We start from the raw sequence: 14,325 nt of genomic DNA, 5'->3' as shown, positions 1-14,325 counted from the left end.
CTGACACCCTTCGTCTGATAATTTTATTCAAAATAATACATGAGGGCAATTGTCCCCGGTCCAGTGTGTGTGCTTATCGTAGGGCCCGTGTAATCAATCGAAATTTCTTTATACCCGGTTAACTCAGTAATTGCCTTTTTTAGTTTAGAGGATAATTCATATGCTTCCGCATGAACAATGCCAGCACCACATATCGTTTTTCCTTGGGCATCCTCTGCAAATTGCTTGGCCATATATTTAACCACCTGTGTATGGCTGCGAACCTTGGCAACGGGATTATATTCCGCGTCTTCAAGCGAGGCAATCGGCTTGATATTTAATAATGAACCTATAAAGGCTTTTCCCTTACCAATCCGTCCACCCTTCACCATGTTCTCAAGGGTATCTATCATAATATACAATTTTGTATGTTCGCGCACCCTTTCAAGCCGGTTAAGGATTTCGTCCATGCTCTTACCCTGCAAGGCCATTTCCGCTGCTTCCTTTACCTGGAACTGGAGGGCTATCGAGATAAACATCGAGTCAATGACTGTAACTTTCGTTTTCGTCATTTGGGCTGCACTCTCAGCAGATCGAACTGTCCCGCTCATTTTGCCTGTCATATGGATTGATAATACCTCATAGCCTTCTTCTCCAAGCCGATCGTAAACTTCAAGAAAAGTACCTACAGAAGGTTGGGAACTTTTCGGTAATTCCTCAGATTTTTTCATTACTGTTATGTATTCAGCTGCATCAATTTCTACTCTGTCTAAGTAAGATTCACCATTTATCGTTACGGACAAGGGCACAACCACAATACCCAGTTTTTCGGCCATTTCTAGCGGCATGTCCATTGTTGAATCGGTTACAATTTTAATTTTGCTCATAACAATCACTTCCCTACCAGTACTGCTTTGTATTATACAGATATCCTCATTTGAAATAAATAATATCGATTACTTTTTAAATTTCTTTACAATAAAAGAGCACCGTGGGGATTACCCCAACGATGCTCGAATGGCATTATGCGTTATTCTTTAATTCTCCAACTTTAAACAATTGTTCATAATCTGGCCACTTCATGACCTTTTTTAAATAATCTTTAAAGGAGTAGCATTTTTTCAAGCTTTTTTCCATGTAGAGCGACGTAACAAACGTCTGTAAACGGACTTGGATCATAAATTTAAAAGTGCTATCTTCCTCCAATACAGGAATGTCCATGACTTTAACCTTCTGTCCAACAACATTTTTGAACTCTAGGCTTTTGAATAACAAAATATCAATCCTCTTTTTCACCCGTTTGAGTATATTATACACTCTTTGGTCCTCGAAATGTGTCTAAATATGCTTGGATTAAAAAAATATTTATGAATTTTAAATGTTGATACTTAAAATACATAAAAAACAGGTCTTTCATCTAGTTAGTTAAAAATATTCGTACAACAACAAAAAAAGACCCTAAGGTGTTTTATCTCTTAAGGTCTTTTTGCATTCCATTTATGCTTCGACTACCTCATCTTCTTTGTCTTCTTCCTGCAGCTTTTTCAAGCGTTTGCGGTAGACAAACTTCGATAAATTAATACTGATTTCATAAAGGAGCAAGAGTGGCAAGGTTACCACAAAATCAGACATAAAGTCTGGTGGTGTAATAACGATTGCAATAATAATCAGAACGAAATACGCATATTTACGAATTTTTGCTAAAACAAACGGATTAATGATGCCAAGTGAAGTCAAAAACATAACGACGACTGGAAGCTCAAACAGTACCCCGAATGGCAAGGTCATATTCATGATAAAGCTAAAATATCTTTCGGCAGTGAAGTTTGTGACAAACATATCTTTTCCCATATTCACCAAAAAGTCTAGAACCATCGGAAAGATAATAAAATAACCGAAGGCAAGACCAATGATAAACAAGAAAAATAAAGCCGGAACATAAGAAATCGTTATTCTTCTTTCTATCGGTCTTAAGGCTGGTCTAACAAATAGCCAAATTTGCAAAGCGAGAACTGGAATAGTACCCGCCACAGCTACAACAGTTGCCAGCATGAAATAAATCCACATTATATCACTTGGTCCGAGAACCATCAGTTTTGTATTTCCAACAAACCATTTATAGATATCGTCTACATAAATAAAACCGGCGATAAAAAAGACTACAAATGCAAGTGCAGATACAATAATTCTTTTGCGTAGTTCTTCTAAATGATCAACTAAATTTAATTCTTTATCATCCATGTACTTCCCCTGCCAATTTCAAAAGGTTAAAGATGTGCACGTATCTATCGCTCATAGAGTTGAATCTAAACGAAATAGTGCCATTGTTTTAATAAGATGAACAAGTTTTCATGCGTTTTTATAGGTTAAACCTAGAGAAGAAAAAGGTGTAAGACTTAAAATCTCACACCTTATTTAATCAAATTTTTCTTTTCTTCATCAATATCTTTCATAACATCGTCTGTTAGTTCACGGGTTGATTTTTTAAATTCTTTTAATGTTTGTCCGAAGGCGCGGCCAATTTCCGGAAGTTTCTTAGGTCCAAAAATAATCAATGCAAGTGTTAAAATCAAAATCAATCCTGGTATACCGATATTAGAAAACATGGATTTACATCCCCTTTAATTGTTGTATTATATCTACTATGATTATAGTACCGAAAATTCATTTTGAGTTAGTTATATGCAATAATTCATAGTAAATTCACAATATCTAGAAAAAGTAAAACAATAGTGATATATAGCATTTTCGTATCACATTATTAATTACTAATGACAATTTAACAATTACAACTAACGAAGTCAATGATTAAATGCGTTTAAGGAATTATTAAAATATTTTGATAATTTTCTTTTATTTGAATATAATTGGATCATTTGTAATATATATTTTTCAAAATGATAAATAATAAGGATAGGATGTGATGAGGATGGAATTTTCACTTTGCAGTTATGATGGGGCTCTTCCTGTTGAGATAACACTTGATGATGATAATGGAAGATACACCATTCGTAAAAGCGACCGTAGTGGGGAATATTTTAATAGCCCACTGGAATTAATAAGCTGGGTTAAAACACATTTCAATGAAAGAGAATTTTGCCATCCACATGAATTTAGGGGTATGCTTGCTAAATTAGCAGATTACGAATTAAATGGATCCTATTTCTAATATCAAACAAAAGAAAGCACCAGCGATGCGCTGATGCTTGTTTTTATGAGTCCAAACCTGATTAATCCGCGCTACGATTTTCTTTCATATATTTTGAATTCATAATCGTACGGATTCTTCTCATCCATTAAGCCCTTTTCACTAGACACTAGGTCCCATTTGTTACGATCAAATTCAGGAAAAAACGTATCCCCTGCAAATTTTTCATGAATAAGCGTGATGTATAGACGATCCGCAAACTCAAATGTCTCATTAAATATTTCTGCTCCACCAATAACGAAAATTTCTTCGCTTTGCTTTTTGCTGTTCTTTACAAAATCCTCAATGGAATAAAAAACCGTACAATCTTCACTCTGATAATTAAGCTGGCGGGTGATCACAATATTTTCTCTTCCAGGAAGGACACGACCAATGGATTCATGCGTTTTTCTTCCCATCGCAATTGGGTGGCCCATCGTCACCCTCTTAAAGAATTTTAAATCCTCCGGCAAATGCCATGGTAGTTGATTATCTTTCCCTATTACTCGATTTTCGTCCATCGCGACAATAAAAGAAATCATACACTCACTACTCCTTTAATGTGAGGGTGTGGATCATATCCCTCTAGTGTAAAGTCTTCATACTCAAAAGAGTAGATATCCTTGACTTGTGGATTAATTTTAAGAGTCGGCAATGCTCTCAGCTCTCTCGCCATTTGCAACTTTACTTGTTCGAGATGGTTTTGATAGATATGAACATCACCAAAGGTATGGATAAATTCACCTGGCTCCAAGTCGCACACTTGGGCAATCATCATTGTTAGCAGTGCATAGGATGCGATATTAAATGGGACGCCAAGAAATACATCCGCTGAGCGTTGGTAAAGCTGGCAGGACAGCTTCCCATCTGCCACATAAAATTGGAACATACAGTGACACGGCGGTAACGCCATATTATCTACTTCAGCAACATTCCAGGCATTGACAAGTAGTCTTCTTGAGTTGGGATTCGTTTTAATCTGGTTGATAAGCTCCGTAATTTGGTCAACGGTTTTTCCATCCGCACCTGTCCAAGAACGCCATTGGTGACCATATACAGGACCTAATTCCCCATTTTCGTCTGCCCATTCATTCCAAATGCGGACCCCGTTTTCCTGTAGATACCGAACATTCGTATCCCCATTTAAAAACCAAAGCAGTTCATAGATAATCGATTTTAAATGTAATTTTTTGGTCGTCACGAGTGGAAATCCTTCTGCCAAATTAAATCTCATTTGATAACCGAAGGTGCTAATTGTACCCGTACCAGTTCGGTCGCCCTTTATGTTTCCATTTTCAAGTACATGCTTACATAATTCTAAATATTGCTTCACCGTGGACACTCCCTTATCTGCACATATTTATCTATTTTAACAATCAAGGGCAAATTAGTGAAGCGATAGCTGTTTCAAAAATTCAAATGTTTTTGGTGCTTTCTTCCGTAATAGTTCTTTTGTATCATCATTTAAATAGTACATTGCGAAGGTCTCTGCAAAATATTCTTCCGGATATAAAAAATAGCTGTTTCCCGGAAATAATTGTTCATGTTCCTTTTCCCATACGCTCATAAAGTCCTTGGAACCACTAATCTCCCCATACACATAGCGATCGATCGAATGGGCCAACTCATGTAATTCTAGATTTACAGAACTATGACCCTTTCCTGATTCACTGGAACCAATCTTAACAAGGACCACCTTCGATCCTCCAATCCCTGGGACATCATCCCAGGTTACGTTAGATGTATAACCCCGCGGAACCTGCCCAGCTAATTGCCTTGCAGTGGGATTATCCGTCAGCTTTCCATTAAAAAGTTTCAGGTTAATTCCCTGATTGTTTATTTTTTTCAAAAGGGAAAAAGGTAAAGAATTGATTCTGGAAATCATAGCAGCCGCTTCTTGTTGATCAAAGTGCTCCTTTGGTAATACAATTATTTGATCTAAAAGTGCTACTGACCGATCATCTTTAAGAGATTGGTAGATTAGCGAATTTCTAGGATTATCTCCAAGCAAAATACCATCATAAGAAGCTTGTGATGTAGTTATGGATGATAGAAACAAACCAGCGATTAGTAGAGTAATTACCGATTTACGCAAATTATCATCCCCTAATAATTCAATATATTAATTGAATTATAACATAGGACTTAGTTAGTTAATTTGAATTTACAAGCCAAAAGTGGGGAATAAAGGCAAAAAGCTGCCGAATACGGCAGCTTCACAATTTTAATAAATTTAAACTTCTAATCCATAATTTCGGCAAAGGGAGGCTAATCCACCTGCAAAACCACTGCCGATCGCGTTAAATTTCCAATCACCGTTATGGCGGTAAAGTTCACAAATAACAACCGCTGTTTCGACCGAAAAATCCTCGCCAAGGTCAAATCTTAAGACCTCATTATTAGTATCTTCGTCAACCAAGCGAACAAAGGCATTAGAAACTTGGCCGAAATTCTGGAATCTTGCGTCCGCATCATGAATGGTCACAGTAATCGCAATTCGATGCACATGCTTGGGAACTTTACTAAAGTCAATCTTGATTTGCTCGTCGTCGCCGTCGCCTTCTCCGGTTCGATTATCACCCGTATGTTCAACAGAGCCTGAAGAGTGAATCAAATTATTGTAAAAAATAAAGTCGGAATCCTGGATTACTCTGCCATTCGCATCTGTTAGAAAGGCAGATGCATCTAAGTCAAAGTCATTTCCGCCATGATAACGATTCGTATCCCAGCCGAGGCCAACAATTACCTTGGTTAGCCCAGGGTTCGTTTTTGTTAAATCAATTCTTTGTCCCTTTGCTAAGTTAATACCCAAACGTATCACCTCTATTTGAACTTTATTATTTTACCTAACTAAAGGAACGAACAACTTCACTAAGGCTAGCTGCATTTGTACCGCTGCCGATTGCCGCAAACTTCCAGTCATTGCCGTGACGGTAAATTTCTCCTGTCACTAGGCATGTTAGCCCGCTGTAATTGTCTGATAAATTATAATGGATGAGCTCTTGATTGTTTCCAGGATTCACAACTCGGATAAAAGCATTTTTCATCATCCCAAAGTGCTGCTTTCTCTTCACACAGTCATAGATATTAACAACGAAAACAAGTTTCTGAATATTGGACGGTACTCTGCTTAAATCGATCATTACCTGCTCGTCATCACCGTCTCCGTCGCCTGTTAAATTATCTCCTGAGTGTTGTACACTGCCGTCATTACTCTTTAAGTTTCCAAAATAAACAACGTCCTTATTGTTTTGCAGCTTGTCGTTTGCACCTAGCATAATAACGGAAGCATCACAGTCAATATTAGCAGAACCACCGCCACTGAATAAACCGCCGAATAAGCCGCCGCCACCGCTGCTTTGTACTGGATCCCAGCCCAAACCTACCATGATTTTAGATAATCCTGGATTACTCTTCGTTAAATCAACTCGTTGCCCTTTTTGTAAATTAATAGCCAATTCAATCACCCCAATATGAAATTTAGTAAATCAAAATCTATTTATTAACTAAGATTGTTTCAACTGTTTAAAGTTATTTTGCAGTTGTTCTAAACGTTTGGTGCCTTCAATCCGCATCCGTTTATTTTCATCTTCAATAGCCCTTGTTTCCTGCATGCCTTTGATGATAATATTCCAAGATTCTTCAATCGTCTCGATTTTTATACTTGGACCTCCGGCAAGCCTAGCAATATCTGTGCTTTGCTGGGAAATGTTTTGCGCATTTTTCAGAAGCATTTCATTTGTCCTGCGGTCAAGTTCACTCATTGAATCAGCAACCAGCTTTTGTCTTTTCGCCGCCATCGCTTGAATCAGACCATTTTTAAAAATCGGGATGGTCGTCACAAATGCCGAATTGATTTTTCCAATCAGTTTCGTATTTCCTCTTTGCAAAAGACGAATTTGCGGAGCAGTCTGCAGTGAGACCATTTTGGCCATTTCTAGATCATAGATGCGTTGTTCTAATAACTCAATGACATTTTTCAGCGAGTCCAATTGCATGGAGGCAAGTTGATCACCTGCTCCAGCTCGGGATTCAAGCTGGGGAAGTTGATTATTTTTTAGTTCCTCAACTTTTATCTCACCCGCAACAATATACTTTTCAAGCGTTAAATAGTATTGATAGTTTTGCTCATACATTTGCTCGAGCATATTTGTTGCATCAACCATTTCATGCTGATATTTCGATATTTCTATGTATACCTTGTCAATCTCGGAGCCCATGGTTTGGTATTTGCCGAACAGCTTTTCGACCACCTTTTCACCCTTTTTAAAGAGCTTACCAAAAAATCCACCTGAAGTTTTTTGAAAGTCCTTAGCATCAAACTTATCCATAATCCGGCCCAGTTGTTTAAGCAGTTCACCAGAATCCTCCACTTTTGAAGTCTTCATATTGTTTAATATCTGATCCGAAAAACGGGAAATTTGGACGGCTGGTTCCTTCCCAAACTCTAAAACTTGGATTTGGTCACGCTCATCAATCGTGCGGGCTAAATTTTGAATTTCTGGTTCTTTCCGAAGTGCAAGTTTAATGTCAGAGACTTTTGTTTCTGTTAGGATGTCATCCGTACCTGCTGGCGTTAAACCGCTTGATGGATTCGGCGTAAGAGTCACTTATTAATCTCCCCTTAAATTTTTTAAGATTCCTTGAAAAAGCCCTTTTTTAAAAATAGACGGTTCTTTAAATTCTAAATCAAAAACAACGTCTTCAAGCCAATGCTTATCAAATAAACGTTCGTCCAAGAAATTTTCAATATCATTATGACCAGGAGGATTATATAGGATGATATCAATACCAAATTGATTTAATAGCAAGATAAGTGCTGCATCTGACCTTGAGAGTATACCTGCTAATTCATTATTGTAAATGATTAATTTAGGTATATGTTGCGAGTAGTCAAATCTTTCGATTAACTGAATGATGGGTTTTGGCATAAACAAGGCCTGTGTAAATAAATACATCTTTACGTCTTCTATACTTTCCTTAGGGAAGGGCTTTAAACCTGGTTTTTCACAGATTCTCCTAACGGCATTAGCGATTCCTTTTTGTAATCCTGAAGATAAAAAGGAATATGGCCAGTAATGTGCTTGCATCATAGTAGCCGGATTAATTAAGCCATCCTTATCAAGGGCATTTCGATAATGAAAGCGAAAATCACTTGTGCTTGTCATCGTGATTGGCAAACGGCGAATCAGTAAACTATGCTCTAATTCACTGAGTGATTGCAGACGGTCCCAGTACTCTTTGCGATTTTTACTAACACCCTGTACTTTAGCAAAGATAGAAGGTATTTTGACTTGTCCGTTCCCCACCTCAAAATCTGGTCTGACCATCGCCATTTCTTTCCCAAGAATAAATAGTTCATCATAGGTCGTTTTTAATGTAATCGAGGACGGAGTATAATCTCTTAATTGCCATGGTTTATAAAGACCTGAACCCTCTTGGTTTAAAATCGTTTCAATTTCTTTTGAAGCTCTATATGCAACCGTTGCCTTACGACTGCGCTCTTCCTTCGGGAACGGTTCCGCAGGCAGCTTATTTTGAAATTGATGCGAGAAGATTGGGTCCTCCATCATACCTTCTAAAATATCCTTACCTTCTGGATGGAAAATAACAATATCACAGGCAAGCCTGCTTAAATAATATAAAAAATATTGGTGGCTTTTCTTAAAATCACCGTACCACAAAAATCTAGGCATTTCGATTTGTGGATCAGCCATCTCCAAAACGGGCTGTAAATGATTGATGGACCATTTAACAATGTCAACAAGCACCCGCCTAAGCTCGTGGTTCTTTAGCCCGTCCCCTTCAAGTTTTGCGTACAACTCCAGTGTTGCGATCATCGCTTCTCTTATCTTCCTATGGATTACAGGTACCTTTGATTTCAACAATAACTGTTCCCCATCTAGAAAAGCCGTAAATCGGTTGATGGACAGCTTTTGTTCACGATTAATATTTATGACTTTTTGAATGGATTGAAAGTGAGTGTTGTTAATTGTTTTATCTAGTGATTCCTCACTTAGCAAATGAAGTCTCCATTCCTCATTATTAACATAATCAAAAAGCTGGTTATAATAGGTATCCGTATCGATTGGTATCCCAAGGAACTTTCCAAGTACTTGCCCAATGTGAATTTTTCCATTTTCTAATGAATAATTTGGCCGTTCAGGTAGCGGTTTTTTCAGCAAGGCGTGCCAATTTTCATATGAAAGGGATACTGGATGGGCGATTAGCTGATTTAATGATGGATGCATTCATAATCCCTTCCTCAAAAAAGAAAGCTATTTTTCTAGCGCTAGAAAATTATGTAAGGTTTCCATAACATCATATCATAGTTATTTAATTGGTTCATTTGTTTATACGAATGTCATAAAAAAATGTTTCGTCTTTTTCACCATTTCCTCATTTTTCACCTTTTTCCTTGTCCTTACATACTATTTGAGTACTGACGTTAAAGTAGGTGACTCGAATGAGATTTTTATATAAGCGGCCTAGGATAGAACACATTCAGGAAGAATTAAATACCGTGATGGAAGTGATGGTTTCCGATGTTTTTATTTACCTAGATTTATTTGTGTTTAGCTTAATCTTTACGATGCTGCTTTCTTCAACATTGCATTCACTAGCCATGTCCATTTTATTCTTTTTTGGATGCTATAGTTTATTTTCTTGCGTATACTTATTTGTTTTTAACCGAAAAGTGAAATAGATTAAACTATAAGTTGTTGCAGCTGTAAAAATTGTTGGGTAATCTCCTCCCCTGCACTAATACCATAATTTTTTGTAAGTGTAAAATTACTAGTGCCTGACACCCTTGCAAGCTCACCGTGGGCTGGGACAAATCGATATTGGCAGTTTTTCAGAAAGTCCCAATCTAGTACGGAGTCCCCCGCACCCGCAATGACTTCCATACCTTCTCGCATAGAGATAAATTCAAGTGCATCCCCTTTACTGATCGCAAGAGGGATAAAGTAGAGCTTTCTCCCCTGAATGGAGATCCTCCAACCATAGGATACAGCCAAGTCATTAATCGCTTTTCGATCTGAAGCAGGTGGAAGACTATTTAAGATGAAATAGAAAAATAAATTCTCCGCCTGCTTTATTTGCCCATCAAATTGAAAGCCATCTCTCTTTAAAAACGCAAGCAACTCGTCTTGGGGAACCGATTCCGCGTTCATACGCTGAAAAATATGCGCTGACCAATCTTTCATTATTTCACCTTTATTAATAATATTGGCCCCATTTGAAGTAATGGCATATTTTAGTGGAATGTCCTCCTTAAAAATGTAGAAACGGTTAAATTGCTCTGTTGTCCTCGTTGTAACCGGAATAAAAAGACTAGTTAGAGAGAGCTCTTTTAAAGCAAAAAAGGATCGTTCTGTCATATAGGCAACCCAATTATTATCTTTTTTTTCAACGGGTTTTATGACTGTTTTATCTATTTCTCCAAGTTCTTCGATGGCCCGTTTCGAATAAACCAATGTACGATCAAGGTCAGATGCAAAGATCATTTTTTAATCCCCTTAACCGACTTGATTAAGCCGCAGCATAAATACTTTAAATTTGGATAAGGTACGACCTCTACACCCTTTTCTTCTGCAAGCATGAGAATATGTTTGACAAAGGGACTTGACGGATCGCGCATTAGTATCTTCCAAGGAACCCTGCGAAGCAGAACTCTCGTTGTTTCTCCAACTCCTGGTTTAATATAATGGGTACTTTCAATTTCAAACTCAGATTGAATTCGCTTGACGTCCTCCATCCCTAAGAATCCAGTTTCTATTTTCTCATTTTCCTTATGTGTAGCCATCTCAGCCGCTTCGCTTGCAATGTTTAAAAATTCATTGCTAATCAAATCAATATATTCATTGGAAACATCAGCAGGAATCAATTCCTGATAATACTTAGCTCCATGGAATTCATCCTTCCCGATATATTGATCATTTAAAACTGTCCTGCTCACCAACCCAGATACAGTTGAGTTTAGACATGCACTAGGAATTAAAAAATCCTCGCGAGTTCCGAACAAAGTGGTACAATAACCTGGATCTGCGATGACTGCTAATGTGTCGTCGAGGTTTATCCCATATTTTTGTTGATAATCATGACAGGCTTTGGTCAATTCAAGCGAAATTGCCCCTTTACCTGTCCACCCATCAACAAATTGAATATCAGCCTCTGGATGTTGGCCAAGTATATATTGAAGTGCATTTTCGTCAATCCCTCTGTCGCGGATAATTGAAACACTGTAATGCGGCAATAATACATGGTAATGCATGTGAATATACCTTTTTATTAATATCCCCACAGGCGTTCCTGCTCGAGCCAGAGAAACAAGTACGGCCCTATCACCCTTAGATTGATAGATTTGTTCAGCCACAACACCAATACATAGGGCAACTTTTTGTTTGTATTCGTGTAAGGTTTCCCAAAATAAATTCACATACGCCTTTGGCGGCTGGTACTCAATTGGCAGTGATTCGCTGTAGTGAACACCTGACTGAACCATCAATTCCCGATTTTCAGTCGAATCCTCTAGCTTTATATCACTTAAATCCTTTAATAGAAATTGAACATCCTCCGCATTATAGCTTCCTATCTTTGCCGGTTTATTGATTGTGGTTTTCAACTTGTTCACCTCGATATTCAGAAAAAAAGACAAGTCTTATCATCTTTATTTGTAATTTATTTAGTTCTTTCAGTAATGGTTGAAGATTCTCTAACTTTACTGTTCTTTCAAAAAAGATAAATATTTCATCGTAGAATCCTGGTGGAATATTGTAAAAAAAGTGAGTAATATCTTGGTCTTCAGGATTAGGAAAAGACGCACCATACCTCGCTCCGTATCCTACTTTGTCTTCGATAAAAATCGGGCTTCGGGTTGTTGATTGATAATAAACACCTTTACCCATTTCGGCAGCTAATTTCATCGGAAGATACATAAACTCTCCAGTGCCTAGGCAAAGCGTCCTTTTTCCAATCCTTTTTTTGTTTAAAACGGCCGCAGCTGCAGAGGTTTTCTGTTGTAGACTCCTATTTTCCGTACTGCTTAGGCCGAATCGACCTGTCTCTTTAATAAATGCTGCCTTATTCATCGGGTTATTGGCTGAATAGAGGGTCATGGTAAAAAAAGGGGATAGGTCTATTTGTTCGACAGAGGACTCCAAGCGCTTGTTCGATTCCTCTTTTATTGACCAATTATTCATTTCATTATGCTGTTTAACCTGTACTGTACCAGCCAAAAGGCTTACCACATTGATTTTTATCCCCAGGTCCTGTTCAAGACGGATAAAACCATATCGATTTTCTTCTGAACGCCAATCCAAAATGGAAACAACGGTATAAACATGTCTTGGGAATTTAGCATGGATCGATTGGATAATATTTAAAGCGGTTTTACCCGTTGTCAGTTCATCATCAACGAGGATGATTTCTCGTTCATTTTGTATCATTTCTAACGGAATAAAACAACGATGTGATGTCGCATGGGAATGCTCTTCTTCAAAGGTAATTTTTGGTTTTTCCTGTTCGAGTTCTTCTCTAGTGGTATGAAAGTATTCAGCCGATTTAAAGCAATCAAAGAAAGCATGCCCAAGTGAGGTGGCGGTTTCAGCAAATCCTATCACTACAGGACGGATATTGTCAGGGATAAAGGCCTTACTCTGATATGATTCTCCATTTTTAAATGAGATTAATAGACTCTCAGTTTCTAAACATTTTATCTCCTTTACCGTTTCAAGGAATCTCGCACCAAGAAGTGCTCCAGTTTGCAATCCCTTATTGGGATCAATTGGTAAGTGTTTACCGAGCACTTTACTTACAAACAAAAACGACCGTTTCTTATTTATTCTGGCTGCCATTGTAAATAATTCTTCTAGTGGTAAATCATACGGATTTTCAGAAACTTCTATCTCTGTTTCAATGGAGTCTAGGATATTATACATATACTTCTTTTTTGATAAGGTCAATGGTTGTGAATTCTTCATGTAACACCCCGTACAGCTGTGATTTTAAGATGGTTTTCTTTGCCCAATAATAATGAGGTTTTATCTCATTCATTTTATTAGCAAAATTACTTTTCAAAACGCCAATATCCCCATTTGCCGAATTTATGATATTGCTAGCATCAATGAATTCCTCGTAGGAAACGACATTTAGGGCTTGCACTACTTTGATATGTGAAGGATGAATAATCGTTTTTCCTGTTATTCCGTTTGCAATATCCATTAAGATTTCCTGGATTAAACCATCCATATGTTCATTGATTAATTTTGCTCTCCATTTCAACCCTTCATCCCCGTACCGTTCGCGGAACGGTGTTTGCCTAAGCTGCGGCTTTAACATTCTCTTTTTCGCAGAAAAATACTCCCAAACTGGACCAGATACAACGTAGGAACTATCAAAGCGTTGAAAGACATTGATAATATCTGAAATGCAATCTCTTAAGACAGCGATATCATAAACGGTAGTATCCGCACTACGGCGAATTCCATATAATCCACAAAAATCAGTAGCCCCAATCCGAACATTAAGAATAATGTCCTTGTAGCGATCAAGAAGATTCTTTATACTCATTAATTCTTCCATTCTCGTTTCTTTTTGAATGACCTTTGCTGTCTCCAAGATCGGCATAGCATAAAATGGGTGCTCCTTTGTATGTAATCGGTGTACTTCCATTAATAATTCTTCTCCAATTTCAGCGCTGAATTTTGGAAGCACGACCCCAGTAAGCAGACTTATTGCATCCCCTAATTGTTCGGTAATCCGTTTTAACTGCTCTAGGTTTCGGATTCGGATAAACATAAGCGGTAGATCTGTATAGCTCAAAAAGCCTTTATTTAATTCAAAAAATAACTTTAATAATTCACTGATAAGCATTGCCTCAGCATCAGTTACCTCGTTATCACCAACAGCATCTTCTAAGTCGATGACAAGGGAGGTTAATCCTTCATGCTTCTTAGAGAGGATTTCTTGATGAATATTAGGGCGTGTGGCAGGCATATAAAGCGTGGCGCCTAAACCATAGGACAGTAGTTCACGGTGAGAATATTTAGTATAAGCCTGCGGTTTTTGAAAGAAGAATCGTTTAATTTCATTTTCGTAAAAGTATGTAAAAAATTCCATAACACTTTCTCCTCTTTAAAGGTAAAAAATAGAGGAGA

At 37.7% G+C, this 14,325-nt stretch carries 16 protein-coding genes; 1 reads left to right on the top strand and 15 read right to left on the bottom strand.

All coding sequences use genetic code 11. From position 1 onward, the window contains the following. Nucleotides 1-23: 23 nt before the first annotated feature. From J7E63_RS07885 to J7E63_RS07870, 4 genes are all read right to left on the bottom strand, one after another. Complete coding sequence (locus J7E63_RS07885; protein ID WP_215010953.1) at nucleotides 24-866, bottom strand: DegV family protein; 843 nt, start codon at nucleotides 864-866, stop codon at nucleotides 24-26. 136 nt (nucleotides 867-1,002) lie between these two features. Beyond that, a complete protein-coding gene (locus J7E63_RS07880; RefSeq protein ID WP_215010952.1) occupies nucleotides 1,003-1,254 on the bottom strand; it encodes a DUF2535 family protein in 252 nt (83 codons plus the stop codon). Between the two features lie 222 nt (nucleotides 1,255-1,476). Further along, nucleotides 1,477-2,220 (bottom strand): twin-arginine translocase subunit TatC, encoded by a 744-nt coding sequence (tatC, locus tag J7E63_RS07875; RefSeq protein ID WP_168244829.1) that lies wholly within the window; start codon nucleotides 2,218-2,220, stop codon nucleotides 1,477-1,479. A gap of 170 nt (nucleotides 2,221-2,390) precedes the next feature. After that, nucleotides 2,391-2,585 carry a twin-arginine translocase TatA/TatE family subunit gene (locus J7E63_RS07870; RefSeq protein ID WP_098931751.1) on the bottom strand — a complete coding sequence of 65 codons (195 nt, stop codon included), beginning with the start codon at nucleotides 2,583-2,585 and terminating at the stop codon, nucleotides 2,391-2,393. Nucleotides 2,586-2,902: 317 nt separating this feature from the next. Between J7E63_RS07870 and J7E63_RS07865 the strand changes: the two genes are divergently transcribed. Further along, on the top strand, nucleotides 2,903-3,148 hold the full coding sequence (locus J7E63_RS07865) for a hypothetical protein (RefSeq protein ID WP_308161925.1): 246 nt from the start codon (nucleotides 2,903-2,905) through the stop codon (nucleotides 3,146-3,148). A 71-nt stretch (nucleotides 3,149-3,219) separates the two neighbouring features. On the opposite strand, the gene J7E63_RS07860 is transcribed toward J7E63_RS07865, so the two are convergent. The 11 genes from J7E63_RS07860 to J7E63_RS07810 all read right to left on the bottom strand — a co-directional run bounded on the left by J7E63_RS07860 (nucleotide 3,220) and on the right by J7E63_RS07810 (nucleotide 14,287). Beyond that, entirely contained in the window at nucleotides 3,220-3,708 is a 489-nt protein-coding gene (locus J7E63_RS07860; RefSeq protein WP_215010951.1) for a dihydrofolate reductase, read from the bottom strand. Further along, nucleotides 3,705-4,499 (bottom strand): thymidylate synthase, encoded by a 795-nt coding sequence (locus tag J7E63_RS07855; RefSeq protein ID WP_215010950.1) that lies wholly within the window; start codon nucleotides 4,497-4,499, stop codon nucleotides 3,705-3,707. Before J7E63_RS07855 ends, J7E63_RS07860 begins: the two co-directional genes overlap by 4 nt. Before the next feature lie 54 nt (nucleotides 4,500-4,553). Then, complete coding sequence (locus tag J7E63_RS07850) at nucleotides 4,554-5,261, bottom strand: anthrax toxin lethal factor-related metalloendopeptidase (protein ID WP_215010949.1); 708 nt, start codon at nucleotides 5,259-5,261, stop codon at nucleotides 4,554-4,556. 138 nt (nucleotides 5,262-5,399) lie between these two features. Continuing rightward, nucleotides 5,400-5,978: a TerD family protein gene (locus J7E63_RS07845; RefSeq protein WP_215010948.1), complete on the bottom strand. Its 579-nt coding sequence runs from the start codon at nucleotides 5,976-5,978 to the stop codon at nucleotides 5,400-5,402. A gap of 34 nt (nucleotides 5,979-6,012) precedes the next feature. Further along, nucleotides 6,013-6,624 (bottom strand): TerD family protein, encoded by a 612-nt coding sequence (locus J7E63_RS07840; RefSeq protein ID WP_215010947.1) that lies wholly within the window; start codon nucleotides 6,622-6,624, stop codon nucleotides 6,013-6,015. Between the two features lie 48 nt (nucleotides 6,625-6,672). Beyond that, nucleotides 6,673-7,776 (bottom strand): toxic anion resistance protein, encoded by a 1,104-nt coding sequence (locus J7E63_RS07835; protein ID WP_215010946.1) that lies wholly within the window; start codon nucleotides 7,774-7,776, stop codon nucleotides 6,673-6,675. Nucleotides 7,777-7,779: 3 nt separating this feature from the next. Next, entirely contained in the window at nucleotides 7,780-9,417 is a 1,638-nt protein-coding gene (locus J7E63_RS07830; RefSeq protein ID WP_215010945.1) for a YceG family protein, read from the bottom strand. A 456-nt stretch (nucleotides 9,418-9,873) separates the two neighbouring features. Then, the gene (locus J7E63_RS07825; RefSeq protein WP_215010944.1) at nucleotides 9,874-10,674 is read right to left on the bottom strand and encodes an HAD family hydrolase; all 801 of its coding nucleotides are present in this window, start codon (nucleotides 10,672-10,674) and stop codon (nucleotides 9,874-9,876) included. Beyond that, nucleotides 10,671-11,792 carry a cysteine protease StiP family protein gene (locus J7E63_RS07820; RefSeq protein ID WP_251033427.1) on the bottom strand — a complete coding sequence of 374 codons (1,122 nt, stop codon included), beginning with the start codon at nucleotides 11,790-11,792 and terminating at the stop codon, nucleotides 10,671-10,673. Before J7E63_RS07820 ends, J7E63_RS07825 begins: the two co-directional genes overlap by 4 nt. Next, a complete protein-coding gene (locus J7E63_RS07815; protein WP_215010943.1) occupies nucleotides 11,773-13,149 on the bottom strand; it encodes a phosphoribosyltransferase family protein in 1,377 nt (458 codons plus the stop codon). The genes J7E63_RS07820 and J7E63_RS07815 overlap by 20 nt, the downstream gene beginning before the upstream one ends. After that, entirely contained in the window at nucleotides 13,100-14,287 is a 1,188-nt protein-coding gene (locus tag J7E63_RS07810) for an HpcH/HpaI aldolase/citrate lyase family protein (RefSeq protein WP_215010942.1), read from the bottom strand. The genes J7E63_RS07815 and J7E63_RS07810 overlap by 50 nt, the downstream gene beginning before the upstream one ends. Nucleotides 14,288-14,325: the final 38 nt, after the last annotated feature.

The organism is Bacillus sp. ISL-75 (assembly GCF_018613095.1).
The sequence above is the reverse complement of the archived record's forward strand: the minus strand, read 5'-3'. Positions and strand labels throughout refer to the sequence as shown.